At 66.2% G+C, this 18430-nt stretch carries 16 protein-coding genes; 3 read left to right on the top strand and 13 right to left on the bottom strand.

Going from position 1 to position 18430, the window contains the following annotated elements; genetic code table 11:
- Positions 1-52: 52 nt before the first annotated feature.
- From RIL96_RS02410 to RIL96_RS02445, 8 genes are all read right to left on the bottom strand, one after another.
- The gene (locus RIL96_RS02410) at positions 53-880 is read right to left on the bottom strand and encodes an ABC transporter ATP-binding protein (RefSeq protein WP_310547392.1); all 828 of its coding nucleotides are present in this window, start codon (positions 878-880) and stop codon (positions 53-55) included.
- Positions 877-1983, bottom strand: coding sequence for a FecCD family ABC transporter permease (locus RIL96_RS02415; protein WP_310547393.1), 1107 nt, complete (start codon positions 1981-1983; stop codon positions 877-879). Before RIL96_RS02415 ends, RIL96_RS02410 begins: the two co-directional genes overlap by 4 nt.
- Positions 1980-3059, bottom strand: coding sequence for a FecCD family ABC transporter permease (locus RIL96_RS02420; RefSeq protein WP_310547394.1), 1080 nt, complete (start codon positions 3057-3059; stop codon positions 1980-1982). The genes RIL96_RS02415 and RIL96_RS02420 overlap by 4 nt, the downstream gene beginning before the upstream one ends.
- Before the next feature lie 129 nt (positions 3060-3188).
- A complete protein-coding gene (locus RIL96_RS02425) occupies positions 3189-3911 on the bottom strand; it encodes an IclR family transcriptional regulator (RefSeq protein ID WP_310547395.1) in 723 nt (240 codons plus the stop codon).
- 180 nt (positions 3912-4091) lie between these two features.
- Positions 4092-5339 (bottom strand): aminopeptidase P family protein, encoded by a 1248-nt coding sequence (locus RIL96_RS02430; protein ID WP_310547396.1) that lies wholly within the window; start codon positions 5337-5339, stop codon positions 4092-4094.
- A gap of 86 nt (positions 5340-5425) precedes the next feature.
- Positions 5426-6796, bottom strand: coding sequence for an MFS transporter (locus tag RIL96_RS02435; protein ID WP_374761831.1), 1371 nt, complete (start codon positions 6794-6796; stop codon positions 5426-5428).
- 196 nt (positions 6797-6992) lie between these two features.
- Positions 6993-7220, bottom strand: coding sequence for a sulfurtransferase TusA family protein (locus tag RIL96_RS02440; protein WP_310547398.1), 228 nt, complete (start codon positions 7218-7220; stop codon positions 6993-6995).
- 71 nt (positions 7221-7291) lie between these two features.
- Entirely contained in the window at positions 7292-8353 is a 1062-nt protein-coding gene (locus tag RIL96_RS02445; RefSeq protein ID WP_310547399.1) for a YeeE/YedE thiosulfate transporter family protein, read from the bottom strand.
- A 265-nt stretch (positions 8354-8618) separates the two neighbouring features.
- Between RIL96_RS02445 and RIL96_RS02450 the strand changes: the two genes are divergently transcribed.
- Positions 8619-9905, top strand: a complete 1287-nt coding sequence (locus tag RIL96_RS02450; RefSeq protein WP_310547400.1) for a Fic family protein — start codon at positions 8619-8621, stop codon at positions 9903-9905.
- Between the two features lie 101 nt (positions 9906-10006).
- On the opposite strand, the gene RIL96_RS02455 is transcribed toward RIL96_RS02450, so the two are convergent.
- A complete protein-coding gene (locus tag RIL96_RS02455; protein WP_374761823.1) occupies positions 10007-12349 on the bottom strand; it encodes a heavy metal translocating P-type ATPase in 2343 nt (780 codons plus the stop codon).
- A complete protein-coding gene (locus RIL96_RS02460; protein WP_310547401.1) occupies positions 12346-12564 on the bottom strand; it encodes a heavy-metal-associated domain-containing protein in 219 nt (72 codons plus the stop codon). Before RIL96_RS02460 ends, RIL96_RS02455 begins: the two co-directional genes overlap by 4 nt.
- 109 nt (positions 12565-12673) lie before the next feature.
- Here RIL96_RS02460 and RIL96_RS02465 point away from each other — a divergent pair, with 109 nt between their 5' ends.
- The gene (locus tag RIL96_RS02465) at positions 12674-13027 is read left to right on the top strand and encodes a metal-sensitive transcriptional regulator (protein ID WP_374761824.1); all 354 of its coding nucleotides are present in this window, start codon (positions 12674-12676) and stop codon (positions 13025-13027) included.
- Between the two features lie 112 nt (positions 13028-13139).
- Positions 13140-14048, top strand: a complete 909-nt coding sequence (locus tag RIL96_RS02470) for a DMT family transporter (protein ID WP_310547402.1) — start codon at positions 13140-13142, stop codon at positions 14046-14048.
- A 33-nt stretch (positions 14049-14081) separates the two neighbouring features.
- Here the strand turns inward: RIL96_RS02470 and hutI are convergent, their stop codons facing one another.
- From hutI to hutU, 3 genes are all read right to left on the bottom strand, one after another.
- Positions 14082-15275: an imidazolonepropionase gene (gene hutI / locus RIL96_RS02475; RefSeq protein ID WP_310547403.1), complete on the bottom strand. Its 1194-nt coding sequence runs from the start codon at positions 15273-15275 to the stop codon at positions 14082-14084.
- A gap of 79 nt (positions 15276-15354) precedes the next feature.
- The gene (locus RIL96_RS02480) at positions 15355-16701 is read right to left on the bottom strand and encodes a YjiH family protein (protein WP_310547404.1); all 1347 of its coding nucleotides are present in this window, start codon (positions 16699-16701) and stop codon (positions 15355-15357) included.
- A 30-nt stretch (positions 16702-16731) separates the two neighbouring features.
- Complete coding sequence (hutU, locus tag RIL96_RS02485) at positions 16732-18420, bottom strand: urocanate hydratase (protein WP_310547405.1); 1689 nt, start codon at positions 18418-18420, stop codon at positions 16732-16734.
- Between the last annotated feature and the right edge of the window lie 10 nt (positions 18421-18430).

The raw sequence follows: 18430 nt of genomic DNA on the forward strand, positions 1-18430 counted from the left end.
GGTGAAGCGTGTAGATGGATACGGACGGCACCGCTCTCGGTGCGTCGGGGCCTCAGTCGGCCGATGAAGGCGCTCGGGGAATGACCAGAGGGCGGCCGGACTCGGGATCTTCGATGATCCGCGCGGAGACCCCGTAGACCTTCTCGACCAGCACCGCCGTGCCGACTTCCTGGGGAGCCCCCTGAGCGACGATCTGCCCGTCGTGCATGGCCACGATGTGCGTGGCGTAGCGCAGCGCCTGGTTGAGATCGTGGAGCACCGCGACCAGGGTGCGGCCGCTGCGGCGCAGCCGAGTGCACAGCTCCAGCACCTCGATCTGGTGGGCGATGTCGAGGAAGGTGGTGGGCTCGTCAAGCAGCAGCAGCGGGGTCTGCTGGGCCAGGGCCATGGCAATCCAGGCGCGCTGACGCTGCCCGCCGGAGAGCTCGTCCACCGACCGAGAGGCCAGTTCCGCCATCCCGGTGTCCGCCAGGGCCTGACGCACGGCGTCCTCATCCCCGGTGGACCAGCGGCGCAGCAGGGACTGGTGCGGATGCCGACCCCGGGAGACGAGGTCGGCGACGGTGATGCCCTCAGGTGCCTGGGAGGACTGGGGCAGCAGCCCGACGGTACGGGCGAGCTGCTTGGTGGGGATCGAGGCCACGGCGGCGCCATCGAGGATCACCGAACCCGCACTGGGCCGGATCAGCCGGACCAGGCTGCGCAGCAGTGTGGATTTGCCGCAGGCGTTGGGGCCGAGGATCACGGTGAAGGAGCCGTCGGGGATCTCCACGGAGAGATCGGCGAGTACCGGGCGGCCCTCGTACCCGGCATGCAGGGACTCCGCGCGCAGCCGTGAGGTGCCGGTCCCCGCAAGAGCGGCGTCGGCAGAGTGGGTCATGAAGTCCTCCGTCCCATAGTGGTGAGCAGCCACACCAGGTAGGCCCCGCCGAGGCACAGGGTGACCACTCCGACGGGCAGGTCGGCGGGGATCGCCTCCCAGCGGGCGAGCAGGTCCGCGCCGGTGAGCAGCGCGGCACCCATCGCAGCGGCGGGGATGAGGCTGACCGTGCCGGACCTGGTCAGGCGCAGAGCCAGCTGCGGGGCCACCAGCGCGACGAACGCGATGGGGCCGGCCGCAGCAGTGACGGCAGAGACCAGGATGATCCCGGCGGCGAACATGATCAGCCGGACCCGCTCCAGCCGGATCCCGAGGCCGTGGGCGGAATCATCGCCCATCTCCATCAGCGTCATCTCTCGGCCGTGGGCGAGCATCAGCGGCCCGAGCACCCCGAGGGCGACGGCCAACGGCCACACATGAGACCAGCTGATCTCATTGACCGAACCGGCACCCCAGGTGGCCACGGACATCGCGGCTTCCAGGTCCATCGTGGTGATCAGATATGTGTTCACCGAACCGAGCAGGATGCTCACCCCGATGCCGACGACGATGATCCGCATCCCGGAGAGGCCGCCGCCGTTGAGCCCGCCGCGGCGGGCCAGCAGGTAGACCGCCGCCCCGGTGCCCAGCCCGCCGGCGATCGCGCCGAGCGGAGTGGCCAGCAGGCCGGTGAATCCCGCGAGGGCGACGATCAGCGCACCGGTGTAGGCCCCGGTGGAGAAACCGATGATGTCCGGGCTGCCCAGCGGGTTGCGGGTACTGGACTGGAACACTGCCCCGGCCAGGGCCAGTGCTGCACCGCCGAGGAGGGTGAACACCACGCGCGGCAGCCGCCAATCCAGAATGACGCGGGCGGTGCCTTCGTCGGCACGGCCGAGCAGGGCGTCGACGGTGTCGGCGGTGGTCATCTGGGAGGTCCCCGAGTTCAGGCCCCACCAGGCCAGAGCCAGGGCGGTGAGGGTGAGCACGGCGGTGACGATGAGGGTCCGGGCGTCGACGCGGAGGCTGAGCGAGCCCACGCGCAGCACCGCGGTGCCGCGGCGGAAGAGCCGGGGCGCCGACGTCGGCGTCGTGGGTTCTGATCCGGTCAGAGCGGTGGTCACAGTTCGCGCACCCCCTTGCGCCGGGTGAGGGTGATGAGCACCGGGGCGCCGAGGAACGCGGTGACCACCCCGGTGGGCAGCTCGGCGGCGACGGCGAGGCGGGCGAGCTCATCGGCGGCGAGCATGAGGATGGGGGCGGCGAGCAGGCTCATCGGGACCAGCCACCGGTGGTCCGGACCCAGCAGCATGCGCAACGCGTGGGGGACGATGAGCCCGATGAAGGATAGCGGTCCGGCCGCGGCGGTAGCGGCGCCGCAGAGCAGGGTGACCGCGGCGAGGCCGAGGAGGCGGGTCAGTGTGGGGCGTGCGCCGAGCGCGACAGCGGCGTCGTCGCCCAAGGCCAAGGCATTGAGCGCGGCGGGCAGCAGCACTGCGAACACGGCGCCGACGGCGAGGAAGGGGAGTACGGCAGTGACTTCGTCGAAGGTGCGGCCCTGCAGGGAGCCGGCTGACCAGAAACGGACCTTGTCGAAGACCTCCGGCATGGCCAGGGTGATCCCGTGGCTGAGCCCGGAGAGCACCGCGCCGAGGGCGACTCCGGTGAGCACGAGCTTGACCGGGGAGCCGCCGAGCCGCCCCGAAGTGCCGATGCCGTAGACGACGACCGCGGTGATCAGCGCCCCGCCGAGAGCCAGCCAGACGTGGGCGGTGCCGATGGTGATGCCCATCGTCGCTGAGCCGAGGACCACGGCGGTGTAGGCGCCGGCGTTGACGCCGAGCAGCCCCGGATCGGCGAGCGGGTTGCGGGTCAGGGCCTGCATCAGCGTGCCGGAGACGCCCAGCGCGGCGCCGACGAGGATAGCCAGGATGGTGCGGGGCAGGCGACGTTCGAGGATGATCAGCTCGGCGGTGCCGCGCTCACCGGCGGGGAGTTCACCGCGAGTCCAGGCAGCCAGGATCTCCAGCGTGCGCGCGGCGGAGATGTCACCGGAGCCGACGAACAGGCTGGCCCAGGCCAGGGCGGCGAGGATGATGAGCCCTGCGAGGATCACCCCGGCCCGGCGCGGCACTGAGGCCGCACGGCGCGGATCCCTGGGGTCGGCCGTGGCGGTGGCCTCCGGGGTCTCTATGGTCACGGGCGTCCTCTGTCATGCGGTGAAGCCGACGGCATGCCGCCACTGACCCGCAGGCCCAGGTGGGACACATCACATCCGACTTTCGGAACAGAGTGAGTATAGCCTTACCAAACTCCCCTACGCAGTAACTCAGCGACTCTCTACGTAACCGAGCCGCGCACTGATCTGCTCCGCAGAACGGCGACACTCCCCTTCGAGGCGATGACACACCTCGTTATCGATGCGGTACGAAGGCGCCGCAATCAACAGCACCGCGGTGACAGCACCGGTGTGATCGAATACCGGCGCGGAGATTCCCACCTCATGAGCAGCAGTCTCAGCGCGGTTAACCGAAACTCCCCGACTCCGCACCTCACTAAGTCGGACCATGAAGTCACCGCGCGGCATGGCGGGCGACACTTCGAGTGCTGTGGAGTCGAGCAGGACCTGAGGATCAGCCGCTCCGTGAGCGAGAAAGCTCTGGATCGTCGAGTCGGCGGTCGAGTAGTAACGGCTCCCGAGCGCAGAAGTGTGCTTGACGTGCGCCGAGCTGGGAATCTGCTCGACCGTCACCGCGGCACGCCCATCCCACACGCTGAGGGCCACAGTCTCACCCACCTGCTCTGCCAATTCCAGCATCACAGGATGCGCAGCCCGCCTCACATCGAGGTCGGCCAAGAGCGGACCCGCGACGGCGATCAGACCCAGGCCCAGACGGAAACGCCGGGTCTCCGAATCCTGTTCCACCACCTCCTCACGCTCCAACGCCGCGAGAATTCGTGACACGGAGGACTTATGGAGCCCGACTTCAGCAGCAATCTCCGTGACTCCCCGCGACGGGGATTCCGGGGTGAAGGTTCGCAGCACCGCCATCGCGTGACTGATTGTCGAAGAACCCCCGACGTCAGTCCTCCCTTTTCCAGTCTGTCGACGATCCCGCCCGGAACCACGGTCATATGTCATAGCCGCACTCTATCCGGACCCCGGACGGACTCATCCTGGGCAGACGACGAGCGTGGACCACACAGACCTCAACGCTCACCTAGGAGGCATTCAGCGCGACAGGATGTTGTGCTCCGGGCCAAACCCGAATCCAGTGATGTTCTCCGCAGCATCTTCGGTGACGACGAGAATGTCATGCTCTCGGTAGCCGCCGGCCCCGGGTTCGCCCTCCGGCACAGTGATCATCGGCTCCATCGAGACGACCATGCCCGGTTCCAAGACGGTATCGATGTCCTCCCGGAGTTCCAGACCTGCTTCCCGTCCGTAGTAGTGGGACAGGACACCGAAAGAATGACCGTAGCCGAAGGTCCGCTGCGCCAGCAGCCCATGCCGAACGTAGATCTCATTGAGCTCAGCCGCGATTTCGGAACAGACCGCCCCGGGACGGATCAGTTCGAGGCCTCTGCGGTGAACCTCAACATTGACGTTCCACAGTTCGAGGTTCCTCGTGTCCGGTTCACCGAGGAACAGCGTCCGCTCCAGTGCGGTGTAGTACCCGGAGGTCATCGGGAAACAGTTGAGCGACAGGATGTCACCATGGCGCAGCCGTCGGGTAGTAGCCCAGTTATGAGCCCCGTCAGTGTTGATTCCGGATTGGAACCAGACCCAGGTGTCGCGGATCTCCTGATCGGGGAACGTCCTGGCGATCTCATGTGTCATCGCCTCCACCCCGACGAGCGCGACCTCGTACTCCATGACTCCCTCACGAATGGCGCCCCGCACGGCCTCACCGCCCAAGTCACCGATGCGTGCACCCTCACGGATCACCGCGATCTCCTCCTCGGACTTCACCATCCTCTGCTTCATAGCCGCCTGCGAGACGTCCAGCAGTTCAGCGTGCGGGAATGCATCCTGGAATCGTCGGCGCAAAAGCAGAGGGAGTGTGTCATCTTCAACTCCGAGACGGCGGGGCGTGACACCTCGCTTCCGTAGAACCTCCTGCAACGCATAGTAGAAGTTGTCCCGACGCCAATCGGTATAAACGACGTTCTCCCCGTAACTGGTGCGCCATGGCATCCCAGCGTCGATGTTGGCGGTGACCGTCACAGTCTCATCCGGCGTCACGACCAGAGCGTAAGAACGCCCGAAATAGGTGAAAAGGAAGTCCGAATAATACTTGATGTTCTGATAGCTGGTCAGAATGACCGCATCGAACTCCTCCTGAACCATAATGCGACGCAAACCCGCGAGTCGTCGCTCGAACTCCACGTCGGAGAACGTCAGAGGCTGTTTCTCACCGTTGTGAAGCGTCTTGAGCCGCTCCAGATCAGTGATGGATTCAGCAGTGTGTGAAGACATGGACTTTCTCCTTCATCGTCAGTGTTCACGGAAATCAGCAGGCCGACCGGATAGAACGGGACCGGGAATGGGAGACTTCGAACGCCTCACCGCAGCTCCTCATGGGAAGTCTCGCGAGCCAACAGCACTGAGACGAATGCCACCGCAGCTGCAGCCATGAGCATCCATGCGGGCGCGAGCGTAGAACCGGTGGTGGAGATGAGGAGCGTGGCGAAGAACGCCGCCGTTCCTCCGAACAGTGCGTTGGCGGTGTTGAACGATACGGCGAAGCCTGAGTACCTGATCTTCGTCGGGAACTGTTCGGAGAGGAAGCTGGGAAGTACACCGTCATTGAGCGTGAGTGTTGCACCCATAATGACCAACACGATCGTGCCGAGGATGAACCCCTCATCCAGGAGCATGAAAGCCGGAATAGCCAGAAGGAACATGGTCACAGATGCCGAGAGCAACACCCGACGTCGCCCTAGACGATCGGAGAGCGAACCAGTCAGGAGAATAAATCCGATATAGGTAAGCAACGAGATCGACGTCATCGTGTTGGCTTGGCCTGCAGACAGGTTCAGCTGCGATTCGAGGTAGTTCGGCATATAGCTGAGGAGCACGTAGAAGGCCACCGCGTTGAGCAGCGCAGCACCGAGACACTGCAGGAGCAATCGCCAGTGCTCAACGAAGAGGTTCTTCCATGGGGCTTTGATGACCTCGTCCTGCTCCTCCAGTTCAGCGAATGCCGGAGTATCTTCGAGCCGAGTGCGGATGTAATGTCCGATCAGCCCGAGCGGCGCTGCCAGGAAGAACGGAATGCGCCATGCCCAATCGTCAACTACTCCCTGACCCATCACTGCAGTGAGCACTGTGACGAACAACAAGCCGAACAGTAGCCCCGTCGAGGTAGATGCCGGCACCACCGCGGCGTAGAGCCCTCGACGTCCTTTGGGCGCGTATTCGACGAGGAAGGCAGAAGCCCCGGCGTACTCTCCCGCCGCGGAGAAGCCCTGCACCACACGGACCAGCAGGAGCAGAAGCGGTGCCAAAATCCCGACCGTCGCGTATCCGGGAAGCAGCCCGATGCAGAAGGTCGCAATGGACATCAACAGGATCGACCAAGACAGGGCAGTCTTCCGTCCATAACGGTCGCCCAGCCACCCCCAGAAGAAGCCACCGAGGGGTCGGACAATGAAGGATACAGCGAATACACCCCAGGCGCCGAGCAACTGTGCTGTGGGGTTTCCCGAGGGAAAGAAGACGACGGCGATGGAAGCGGCCAAGTAGCCATAGACCGCGTAGTCGAACCACTCGACGAAGTTACCGATGAACGTCGCAGTCACGACCTTTCGGCGAAGATTACGGTCAATCGGTTTCAGACCAGCAGTGTTCGGTGAAGGTTCCGTACCCAGACCTCCCGAAGACGGTCGTACAGCGTGCTTCGGGAGTACTCCATCGGTGTCGTTGGCTGTCATGGTGATGCCCCTCAGTGCATTGAGTTGCAATATCTGCAACTCTGTTGCATTGAATGTAAGGGGCCATGACATCCCGGGTCAATAGGCGACAGTGAAACTGGTCACACTTTTCCTGCGGAGAGACAGTGGGCACAAGAAAGGGGCGGGAAGCGCTGCGCTCCCCGCCCCTTATCACCCGCTTTTCAGCGAGCTACCCTCAGGCCTTCTTGACGGTAATACTCCACTCGGCGGCGCCGCGCTTGGAGAAGTCAGTCACCGGGTAGCCGTTCTCCGCGGCCCACTGCGGGATCGAGTCGGTGCCCTGGGTGCAGTCGAAGTTGATGATGAGCTCGTCGCCGGTCGCGATCTGCTCCATCGCCTGTTTGGCCTCCACCAGCGGGAAGGGGCAGACCTGTCCGTCGGTCTCGAGTACATGCTGTGTCATAGTCGATCCTCCTTGCCGCCGGCCGGCGGCGTCGTCAGTCTGATGTCGGAGATGAAGTGTCTGCGCGCGGCTCAGGAGACGGTGGTGAGCTTCGGCGTCGCCGTCGCTCCCTCACGCTTATGCCCCATGATGAAGATCTTGGCGGCCACACCGGTGCCCAGAATCATGAACAGCAGCGCCGTCCAGCCCTGGAAGCTGAAGGTGGCGGTGTTGACCATGGCGTTGCCGATCGTGCATCCGCCGGCCCAGGCCGCGCCCCAGCCCATGCCAAGGCCTCCGATGATCGAGCGCACGGTAGTGCGGGCGTCAGGCACACGGATCTTGAACTCACCGGAGGCCTTCGCCGCGATGAACGAGCCGATCAGCAGCCCCAGCACCAGCATCATGCCCCAGTCCACAAGCGCCATGTCACCGGTGCCGAGGAAGACGCCGATATGCGCAGAGGGTCCGGTGATGCCCAGGCCGGACTCGCGCCCGGTGGCCCAGGAGAGCGGCCAGGCGGCGATGGCGATGATCCCGATGATCGCGGCAGTGACGAACGGGTGCCAGGTCTTCTCCGTGAGCACGTGGGCGATGCCGGTCTTCATCGCCGGCAGCTGAACCTTGGTGATCTGGCGTTCGCGGTTGAGCTGGCGCAGCACCGCGACCCCCACTCCTGCAACCAACAGGATCACCAGGATCCACGGGGTGACGCCGAGCGCGTCCTGCAGGGTGCCGTTCTGGATCTCCACTGAACGCACCGCGTCAGTGGTCCCGCTCAGCGGCCCGAAGCGGAAGGCGGCGGCGCCGGCGATGTAGAAGATCAGCGCGAACCAGGAGCCGACGAGCCCCTCACCGGCACGGTAGTAGGTACCGGTGGCGCAGCCGCCGGCCAGGATGATCGCGAAACCGAAGATGAACCCGCCGATGATGGTACCCAGCCACGGGAAGGTGCCGCCGTCGAGCTGGATGACCCCGAGCGCATCGAGAGCGAAGACGCCGATGGACTGGACGGCGACGATCACCATGAACGCGGTGAACCACCGGGTGCTCTTGATGGTGAACAGGTCGCGGAAGGCCCCGGTCACGCAGAAACGGCCACGTTGAAAGACGAAGCCCAATACGGTGCCGAGGATGAGGCCGGTGATGATCATCTGCCCATGTCACACCGAGCTGGGAGCCCGCACCAAAGAACATGACAGTTTGCTACGACTGATGACCCCGCGTTGCGGCCGCCCCGCGCATCGAGTCCCCGATTTCTGCGGCGTGTCGGCCTGTTTTCGGCTCGACACGCCGCAGAAATCGGGGACTCGATGGATGAACGGTTAACCGCATCCTCACCGTCTCACCGGCCTCCGATGAACTTTAGAGGCTAAAGTGTATTCAAAGCCCCTCGGAGAACATCTTTGGAGACTACACATGGCCGGGTGGACACCGCATCACTGGGATCCGGTGGAGGGTTCCGGACTACCCAGGAGCGCCCGGAAGTCAGGGAACTACTCCTCCTACCGACCGGATCCGCTCAGTGGCTCCTCGCTGCGCTTAGATCCTGAGGTCGACGCGACTCTCGCCCGGGCCGAGCAGGCAGTCCGAGAGCTCGATCGTAGGAGCTTCACCGGACTGGTTCCGCTGGCACGGCTCCTTCTGCGGTCCGAAGCCATCGCCTCTTCCAGGATCGAAGGCATCGCGCCCAGCCCCAAGCAGGCCGCGCTGGCCGAACTCGGCCTGCACGAATCGGTCTCTGGCGTGAGCCAGGCAGCGCGTCTGGTCGCACAGAACATGACAGTCGTGGCTCAGGCCTCCGCGGCGATCGCCGCGGCAGAGCATGTCGTCGTCGATCAGCTCGTAGCGCTGCAGCGTTCGCTGCTCACCGACACTCCCCGCCTGCACGGCCTCAGACGCACGCAGAACTGGGTCGGCGGCTCTGCCTACCACCCGCTGGAGGCCGAGTTCGTGCCGCCAGCACCTCAGGACGTGCCCTCAGCGATGGAGGACCTCGTGGACTACATGAACGGGGCGGCCCATTCTCCGATCGTCCAGGCCGCCCTGGTCCACGCCCAGTTCGAGACGATCCACCCTTTCGCTGACGGCAACGGCCGGGTCGGTCGTGCGTTGATCCACACAGTGCTCACTCGACGCGGACTGACTCAGGCCTCCATCCTCCCGGTCAGCCTGGTGCTGGCCACGTTCGACACCCGCTACATCGAGGGCCTCACCGCGTTCCGGCACGACGCCACACCGGACTCCGAGACGGCGCACCGTGCCCGGCAAACGTGGATCGCCGTGTTCGCCGGTGCGGTCATCGACGCAGCGAATCAAGCGTCCACACTCGTGGACGAGGTCGGCGAGCTGCACGAGGACTGGTTCGCCAGAATCCAGCATCACCGCGGGGAGAGCGGTCGTCGGCGCGCGCTTCGCAGCGACTCCGCGGTCCGCGCCATCATTGACGGCCTTCCCGGCACTCCCGTCCTCACCCCCACGAGCGTGCGGCGCATCCACGGTGTGTCGATGAACGCCGCCTCGAAGGCGTTGGAATCGCTGCACGGTGCTGACATCCTCACCACAGCCTCCATCGGTCGAGGCCTGCGCGCCTACCTGTGCCCCGACGTCCTGGACCTCGTCACCCTGACTGAGCGTCGACTGGCCAGCACACGGTTCGACACCCGGGCGTCGTCGCCGAACCGTCCGGTCCCACAGGCGCCCTGAGCCTCGCCCCGCACATCGAGTCCCCGATTTCTGCGGCGTGTCGGTCTGTTTTCGGCTCGACACGCCGCAGGAATTGGGGACTCGATGGGAACGACAGGGGCTCAGGACCCCTGGAAGCGGCGCAGCCGGAGACTGTTGAGCACCACTGAGAGCGAGGAGAGCACCATCGCCGCACCCGCAAGCATCGGGTTCAGCAGGCCGAGTGCGGCCAGCGGGATCGCCGCCACGTTGTAGAGGAACGCCCAGAACAGGTTCGTGCGGATCACATGCAGCGTCTTGCGGGAGAGCCGGATCGCATCAGCGATGCTGCGCGGCTCCCCGCGGATGATGGTGATGTCCGCGGCGTCGACGGCGACGTCAGTCCCAGTTCCCATCGCAATGCCCAGGTCAGCCTGGGCCAGCGCGGCGGCGTCGTTGATGCCGTCACCGACCATCGCCACCTTCCGCCCCTGCTCCTGCAGCCGCCGGACCTCATCGACCTTTCCCTCGGGCAGCACCTCGGCGACGACCTCGTCGATATCCAGAGCACGGGCCACCTCACCAGCGGCGCCGGGGTTGTCGCCGGTGACCATCCTGGTCTCGAGGCCGAGGCGGCGCAGCGACCGCACCGCCCAACCGGCCCGCTCCTTGAGCGTGTCGGCGACGATGATCACCCCGAGGAATGCCCCGCCGACGGCGGCGATCACCGGGGTCGCCCCGCGCGCCTGGGCGTGGGAGACGAAGACATGCGCCTCGGGCGGCAGCTCGATCCCCCGCTCCTGCAGCAGATGCGCCCGCCCGATGAGGACCTCCCGGCCCTCGATGGTTCCCTCGACGCCGAGCCCGGAGAGCCCGCGGAACGCAGTCACCTCGGGGAACGTCCCCGGCGCGGAACCGAGGGTCTGGCGCGCCGAGCTGGTGATCGCCCGGGCGATGGGGTGCTCCGAGGAGGCCTCGAGAGCCCCGGCCAGGCGCAGCAGCTCCTGCTCGTCGGAGTCGGCCCCCGGGTGTAGGGCGGTGACCTTCATGGCACCGGTGGTCAGCGTGCCGGTCTTATCGAGGATGACCGTGTCGATCCCGCGGGAGGTCTCCAAGACTTCAGGGCCGCGGATGAGGATGCCCAGCTGCGCGCCCCGGCCGGTGCCCACCAGCAGCGCCGTGGGGGTGGCGAGGCCGAGTGCGCAGGGGCAGGCGATGATGAGCACGGCGACGGCGGCGGTGAAGGCCGTCTCCGCGGAGGCGCCGGTGAGCAGCCAGACGATCAGCGTGAGTGCGGAGATGACCAGCACCACCGGGACGAACACGGCAGAGATGCGGTCGGCCAGTCGCTGCACCGCGGCTTTGCCGGACTGGGCCTGCTCCACCAGCTGGGCCATCTGGGCCAGCTGGGTGTCGGCGCCGATCCGCTCAGCGCGGACCACCAGGCGTCCTGAGGTGTTGAGCGTCGCACCGGTGACCCTGTCTCCGGCGCTGACCTCCACGGGGACGGATTCTCCGGTGAGCATGGACTCGTCCACCGCGGAGGTCCCGGCGATCACCTCGCCGTCGGTGGCGATCTTCTCACCGGGGCGGACGAGGAACTCATCACCGACGGCGAGCTCGTCGATGGGCACCGTGGTCTCTTTCGAACCGTCGGCATCGCCTGCGCCTGCCGCATGTGGGGTATGGGCGCTTCGCAGCACGGTCACCGACTTCGCGCCCATGCTCAGCAGGTTCCGCAGTGCGGCACCGGCGCGGCGCTTCGATCGGCGTTCGAAGTAGCGGCCCAGCAGCAGGAACGCGGTCACGGCGGCTGCGACCTCGAAGTACACGTCCCCGGCACCGCCGCCGTGTTCGGGCAGCAGGGTGAAGGCGTGACGCATCTGCGGATCTCCGGCGTGACCGAAGAACATCGCGTAGAGGGACCACAGCAGGGCAGCCAGCGTCCCCACGGAGATGAGGGTGTCCATCGTGGCGGCGCCGTGCCGGGCGTTGACCAGCGCGGCGCGGTGGAAGGGCAGCCCCGCCCAGAGCACCACCGGGACGGTGAGCGCCAGCGAGACCCAGGTCCAGTAGTCGAACTGGGTGGCCGGGACCATGGCCCACAGCACCACCGGGGCGGAGAGGACGGTGGCGATGATGAGCCGGGCGCGGAGCAGGGCCAGCTCGTGGTCAGGCTCGTCGTCGGCATCGGCCTGGCCGGACTGTTGGCGGTGAGGCGGCTCCGCGGTGTAGCCGGTCTTCTCCACTGTGGCGACGAGCTGACGGACCAGCTCTTCCTGTTTCCGATCTGCTGCGGCGGTGACCTGCGCCTTCTCGGTCGCGTAGTTGACGCTGGCCTCGATGCCGTCGAGCCGGTTGAGTTTCTTCTCCACCCGTTGAGCGCAGGCCGCGCACGTCATCCCGCCGATCTCCAGCTGGATGTGCTGCACAGGCTGAGCCTGTGGAACTTCCGGGGCGGGCCGAGTCTCGTCGGTGCGGGTCATGCTGCCCTCCTGGCGGTGTATCCGGCCTCGGCGACGGCGGCCAGGACGGCGTCGTCGTCGAGACCTGCTGCGGGGCCGGTGACCTGCAGCGTTCCGGCGGAGGCGTCCACAGTGAGGTCCTCGACGGCGGCGACCGCGGAGACCTCCTCGGCGACGGCGGATTCGCAGTGCGCGCAGGACATGCCTTCTACGGTGTACTCTCGCGTCTCTGTCATGATGCGCCCCTTTTTTCGGTGATCCTGGTGTCTGCTGCGCTGGGCTTCACCCATTGCACTGGGCCTAACAATACCCCTATGGGGTATATTTCCCCGAGGAGGAGGTCTTATGAGCGAGGAAGAACACACCGGCGGGCCCACAGGTGGGTCCCAAGGCGAGTCCGAGGCCTGCGAGAGCGGCCATCACGGCTACATGAGTGATAAGTCGAAGTACCTCACCCGGCTGCGGCGGGTGGAGGGGCAGGTCCGCGGCATCCACCGGATGGTGGAGGAGGACACCTACTGCATCGACATCCTCACCCAGATCAGTGCGCTGCACTCTGCCCTGGAGAACGTCGGGCTCGCGCTGCTGGACGATCACCTCAAGCACTGTGTGGCCCACGCGGTGGCCAACGGCGGTGACGAGGCCCAGGCCAAGCTGGATGAGGCCTCCGCAGCGATCCGTCGCCTCGTGAAGTCCTAACCCCCTCCCTCTCCCCATCGAGTCCCCTGTTTCTGCGGCGTGTCGGGCCCGAAACGGACCCAGAAGCACCTGGAATCGGGGACTCGATGCAGGTCGTGCTAGAACTGGCCCTATGGTCACTCCCCTGCGCGGCGCGCTCATGCTCATCTGCGGCACCGCCGCGATGGGCGCCTCGGCCCTGCTGGTCTCCGTGATCGACGCCGACCTCATCGCGATCGCCGCCCTGCGCTGCCTGCTGGCCGTCCCCATGATGCTGCCGATGGTGCTGTGGGAGCTCGCCCGCGTGAACCGCGCCACCGCCCTGCCCCGAAGGACCGTGATCGGCGCCCTGATCGCCGGCCTGGCGCTGGGCACCGACTACGTGTTCTGGAACTTCTCCATCGCCGAGGTCGGCCCGGGGATCGCCACCGTGCTGCTGAACATCCAGCTCATCGTGTTGCCGCTCATCGCCTGGGCGGTTGAAGGTACGCGCCCGATGCCGGTGCTGGGGCTGATCGTCCCGGTGATGTTCCTCGGCCTGGTGCTGGTCGCAGGCGCACTGGACCTCGGCGAGCTGCGCATCGGCGGAGTGGTCTTCGGGCTCATCGCTGGCACCGGGTACGCCTGCTATCTGGCGATCATCCGCCGCACGGCCCCGGCGACGACGAAGCCCGCGCCGTTCACCGTCATCGCCCTGGTGGGTCTCTCCGCCGGCACGGGCGCGCTCATCGCGGGGCTGGTGACCGACGGCATGGGGCTGCCCGCGACTCCGGCCGACTGGGGCTGGCTGCTGCTGCTCGCGTTCTTAGGCCAGGTGGTCGTCTACTGGTTCATCAATATGGGAATGCTGGGCGTCCCGGAGACGGCGGCGAGCGTGCTTCTCCTGCTGCCCGGCGTCTTCTCCCTGGTGCTGGCGGCGGTGCTCCTCGGGGATATCCCCACCCCGGGGCAGTTGATAGGCTGCGCGATCATCATCCTCGGTGCCCTCTGGGCGACGATGGCCGCCCAGAGGCATCAGCGCCGCCTACAGGCTCAGAGCTGACCTACTTGCTGACCTGCCCGCTGACCTGCCCATTCAGAGTGCCCGCACACCCTGGCGCCACACCGCATGGGTCAGCGGCATCCCGGGCCGGTAGGCCAGGTGGATCGCCGCGGGCGCGTCGAGTACGTGCAGGTCCGCCCGTTTGCCGACTTCGACCGACCCCACCTCATCCTGGGCGCGCATCGCCAGTGCCCCACCGTAGGTGGCCGCCCGCAGTGCCTCAGCCAGACTCAGGTGCATCTGCAGTACCGCGGTGCCCACGGTGAAGCTCATCGAGGTGGTGTAGCTGGTGCCGGGGTTGCAGTTCGAGGCCAGGGCGATCTCGACCCCGGCGTCGAGCAGCCGCCTTGCCGGGGCGAGCGGCTGACGAGTGGAGAGGTCGCAGGCGGGCAGGCAGGTGGCCACGGTGCCCGCAGTGCCGGTGGAGGTGCCGCGGTCCCATCCGGCCCAGGTCCCGGCGAGCGCGGCGACGTCGTCCTCGGTGAGGTGGTTGACGTGGTCCACACTGGCCGCGCCGAGTTCGACAGCCAGCCGAACGCCGGGGCCCTCACCGAGCTGGTTACCGTGGACGCGCAGCCCGAGCCCGGCCTCAGCGCAAGCGGTGAGCACCCTCCGGGACTGAGCCTCACCGAAGGCACCGGTCTCGCAGAACACATCGGCCCACTGCACATAGGGGCGCACCGCTTGGAGCATGGGACCGCAGACGGTGTCCACATAGTCCTCGGCGTCGAGGCCCTCGGGCACCAGATGCGCGCCGAGGAAGGTGACGGCGTCGACGTCGGCGGCTGCAGCGAGCCGCGCATGCCGGGTTTCTTCCTCGGTATCCAACCCGTAGCCGGTCTTGGTCTCCAAGAATGTGGTGCCTCCGGCGACGGCGTCGGCCACCCGGGCGCGCACCAGGCGGGTGAGAGTGTCGTCGTCAGCTCGGCGAGTGGCCTCGGTGGTTACCCCGATCCCGCCGGCCGCGTAGGGCTTCCCGGCCATGCGGGCCTCGAACTCAGCGCTGCGGTCTCCGGCGAAGACCAGGTGGGTGTGGGAGTCCACCCAGCCCGGCAGCATCGCACGGCCGCCGACGTCGATGTGCTGATCAGCGACCGGCGCTGAAGCTGCCGGGCCGAGCCAGGCGATCCGGTCGCCCTCGATGACGAGGGCCGCATCAGCCAGCACCCGGGATTCGGCGTCGATGGTGGTCAGCTCAGCGATTCCAGTGATGAGGGTGGAGCCCATTGTGCGGATCCTCTCGGGTTGTAGGTAGGCAGGGCGCTGTGGACACCAGCTGCGCCGGTTGCTCCAGGCAGATATCGCCCTATGCCAGATACACGACCAGGTGAGCCAATGGAACGGTAATGATCAGGCTAAGGATGACGCGCTCTGCCCAAATAACGACGAGGTGCCACACCTTAAGCGGGATATCGGTCGCCATGATCGCGGGAACGAGTGCGGAGAAGAAGATAATTGCCGATACACACACAACAGCAATGACCAATCGGAGAAGCTCAGAATCGGCACCTGCGACCAACGTAGCGGGTAGAAACATCTCCGCGATCCCGACGGCGGCCGCCGTGGAAGCGAGTTCCGGCTCAGGGAGCCGCAGCAGCCATACCACCGGATAGAAGAGATATCCGACCCATTCGAAAAGCGGAGTAAACCGCTCAAGGATCAGAGCAAGGAGTCCGACCGACATGATTGACGGGAGTATCTGGGAGACCATGACCACGCCCTCGCGAAAATTCAGCCAGAGGTTCCGCGGCAGGGATGGAGCCTGAGCAAGCTGAGTCATTGCGTCGGACCATGCTGTGGCCACACGGCTCCCCGTCACCTCATCCTCCGGTCGCGGGGTGGCTCCGGGGAACGTCTCATCGGGGATGGTGCGGAGTGGTGGGATCCTGACGGTCAGCGCAGTCACTGCAAAAGTGACGAAGAGAGCCAGGACGAAGTACCAGAGCCACAGATGCATAAGGTCCAGAGTCCGCGCGACGATCACCATGAAAGTCACTGAGACCGTTGAGAACCCAGTGGCGATGATGGCCGCCTCCTTGGCCGTATACCCACCACCTCGGTAGAGGCGGTTGGTGATCAGCAGGCCTAAGGCGTAGCTGCCGACGAAGGACGCTACCGCATCCACTGCCGAACGCCCCGGGGTCTTCCACACTGGGCGCATGAGAGGACGCACCAGCACACCAATGAACTCCATCAGACCGTAACCGATCAATAGGGCGAGGAACACGGCGCCAATCGGCACGATAAGCCCAACGGGGATCACCAAACTGTTGAACAGGAACGGCCCCAGGGCCTCTTCGAAGAGAAATTCTGGGCCGAATCCGAAGACCAGCATGGACGCCGCAATCAGTCCGAATACGTTGAGTAAGGCGAAGACCGTTTTCGTATGGCTCAACCTCCAGCGTCCCGTGGCGAACGGGTAAATCGTGCCTCCGAGGATGACCATGAAAATGAGATACGGTGCTGCCTGCCCCAGGGCGTCCCGCGCACCGTTGACGATGTGATCGAGTGGAACAGTGGTGTCGCCGCCTATGGTCAGCGGGACGAAGAACACAAATATGCCGATCGCCGAGTAGAGGAAGAACCTCCACACCGCTGTCGGGGATGACTCACGACCGGTGTGGCCGCTGACCGGTTCCTCTGCAGTGTTCATAGGTCGTGTCTCCTAGCAGCCGACCGATTCTCAGTCTGTCTCGCGCATCGGCACACGGACGCCGCGCTCCGCGGCGACCTCGGCGGCGCGGGGGTACCCGGCGTCGACGTGGCGGAAGACGCCCATGGCAGGGTCGTTGGTGAGCAGGGCTTCGAGCTTCGCGGCGGCGAGTTCGGTGCCGTCGGCCAGGCCCACCTGCCCGGCGTGGATGGAGCGACCGATGCCGACTCCTCCCCCGTGATGGATGGACACCCAACTCGCCCCCGAGGACCCGGCGGTCAGCGCGTTGAGCAGCGGCCAGTCGGCGATCGCGTCGGAGCCGTCGAGCATGGCCTCGGTCTCCCGGTAGGGGGAGGCTACGGAGCCGGAGTCGAGGTGGTCACGGCCGATGACGATCGGCGCGGAGACCTTCCCCTCGGCGACGAGCCGGTTGAACAGCAGTCCGGCCCGGTGCCGTTCCCCGTAGCCGAGCCAGCAGATACGGGCAGGCAGCCCCTCGAACTCCACGTATTCTGCAGCGGCGTCGATCCAGGTGTGCAGGTGCTCGTTCTCGGGGAAGAGCTCCTTGATGGCCTCGTCGGTCACCCGGATGTCATCCGGATCGCCGGAGAGCGCGACCCAGCGGAACGGGCCCAGCCCCTCGCAGAACAGCGGGCGGATATAGGCGGGCACGAAGCCGGGAAACTCGAACGCCCGGGCGTACCCGGCGGTGCGGGCTTCATCACGGATGGAGTTGCCGTAGTCGAAGACCTCGGCGCCGGCATCCTGGAACTCGACCATGGCCTGGACTTGCCGGGCCATAGATTCCCGGGCCTTCTTGGTGAAGCCCTCCGGATCAGCCTTGGCCTCCCGGTCCCATTCGGCGAGGGTGTATTCACTGGGCAGATAGGACAGCGGGTCGTGGGCCGAGGTCTGATCGGTGACGACGTCGACCTCGATCTCTCCCTCCCGGTGACGCCGCAGCACCTCGACGAACACCTCGGCCGCGTTGCCGACGAGCCCCACCGACAACGCCCGCTTCTCGGCCTTCGCAGCGGCGACCTTGGCCAGGGCCGTATCGAGATCGGTCTCGACCTCATCGAGGTACCGCTTGGACTGCCGCCGTCGCAGCCGCTCCTCGGAGACGTCGACGATGAGCACCGCTCCCCCGTTCAGCGTCACGGCCAGCGGCTGGGCCCCACCCATCCCTCCGCAGCCGCCGGTGAGGGTGAGCGTGCCGGCCAGTGTGCCGCCGAAGCGTGCGCGCCCGACGGCGGCGAAGGTCTCGTAGGTGCCCTGCAGGATCCCCTGGGTAGCGATGTAGATCCAGGAGCCGGCCGTCATTTGGCCGTACATCATCAGCCCTTCGGCCTCGAGCCTCCGGAACTCGGGCCAGGTGGCCCAATCACCGACGAGGTTCGAGTTCGCGATCAAAACCCGGGGTGCCCAGCGGTGAGTGCGCACGATACCCACCGGCTTGCCGGACTGGACGAGAAGAGTCTCGTCCTCCTCCAGGTTCGTCAGGGTTTCAACGATGGCGTCATAGGCCTCCCAGCTGCGGGCAGCCCGTCCGGTGCCGCCATAGACGACGAGGTCCTCGGGGCGCTCGGCGACCTCGGGGTCGAGGTTGTTCATCAGCATGCGCAGCGGGGCTTCGGTCTGCCAGCTCTTGGCGGTGAGCGTGGCGCCTCGGGGCGCGCGGATGGTGCGGGTGGGGTCGTGCTGAGTGAGGCCGGACATCGCGCGGAAC

This window comes from Nesterenkonia aerolata (genome assembly GCF_031470965.1).
Classification (GTDB): domain Bacteria; phylum Actinomycetota; class Actinomycetes; order Actinomycetales; family Micrococcaceae; genus Nesterenkonia; species Nesterenkonia aerolata.

Excerpts from the sequence above, each read along its gene's own strand:
- RIL96_RS02480 (WP_310547404.1), bottom strand. The coding sequence starts at position 16,701 with ATGAACACTGCAGAGGAACCGGTCAGCGGCCACACCGGTCGTGAGTCA.
- RIL96_RS02435 (WP_374761831.1), bottom strand. The coding sequence starts at position 6,796 with ATGACAGCCAACGACACCGATGGAGTACTCCCGAAGCACGCTGTACGA.
- RIL96_RS02450 (WP_310547400.1), top strand. The coding sequence starts at position 8,619 with ATGGCCGGGTGGACACCGCATCACTGGGATCCGGTGGAGGGTTCCGGA.
- RIL96_RS02465 (WP_374761824.1), top strand. The coding sequence starts at position 12,674 with ATGAGCGAGGAAGAACACACCGGCGGGCCCACAGGTGGGTCCCAAGGC.
- RIL96_RS02455 (WP_374761823.1), bottom strand. The coding sequence starts at position 12,349 with ATGACCCGCACCGACGAGACTCGGCCCGCCCCGGAAGTTCCACAGGCT.
- RIL96_RS02445 (WP_310547399.1), bottom strand. The coding sequence starts at position 8,353 with ATGATCATCACCGGCCTCATCCTCGGCACCGTATTGGGCTTCGTCTTT.
- RIL96_RS02470 (WP_310547402.1), top strand. The coding sequence starts at position 13,140 with ATGGTCACTCCCCTGCGCGGCGCGCTCATGCTCATCTGCGGCACCGCC.
- RIL96_RS02430 (WP_310547396.1), bottom strand. The coding sequence starts at position 5,339 with ATGTCTTCACACACTGCTGAATCCATCACTGATCTGGAGCGGCTCAAG.
- RIL96_RS02410 (WP_310547392.1), bottom strand. The coding sequence starts at position 880 with ATGACCCACTCTGCCGACGCCGCTCTTGCGGGGACCGGCACCTCACGG.
- hutI (WP_310547403.1), bottom strand. The coding sequence starts at position 15,275 with ATGGGCTCCACCCTCATCACTGGAATCGCTGAGCTGACCACCATCGAC.
- RIL96_RS02425 (WP_310547395.1), bottom strand. The coding sequence starts at position 3,911 with ATGGCGGTGCTGCGAACCTTCACCCCGGAATCCCCGTCGCGGGGAGTC.
- RIL96_RS02460 (WP_310547401.1), bottom strand. The coding sequence starts at position 12,564 with ATGACAGAGACGCGAGAGTACACCGTAGAAGGCATGTCCTGCGCGCAC.
- hutU (WP_310547405.1), bottom strand. The coding sequence starts at position 18,420 with ATGTCCGGCCTCACTCAGCACGACCCCACCCGCACCATCCGCGCGCCC.
- RIL96_RS02440 (WP_310547398.1), bottom strand. The coding sequence starts at position 7,220 with ATGACACAGCATGTACTCGAGACCGACGGACAGGTCTGCCCCTTCCCG.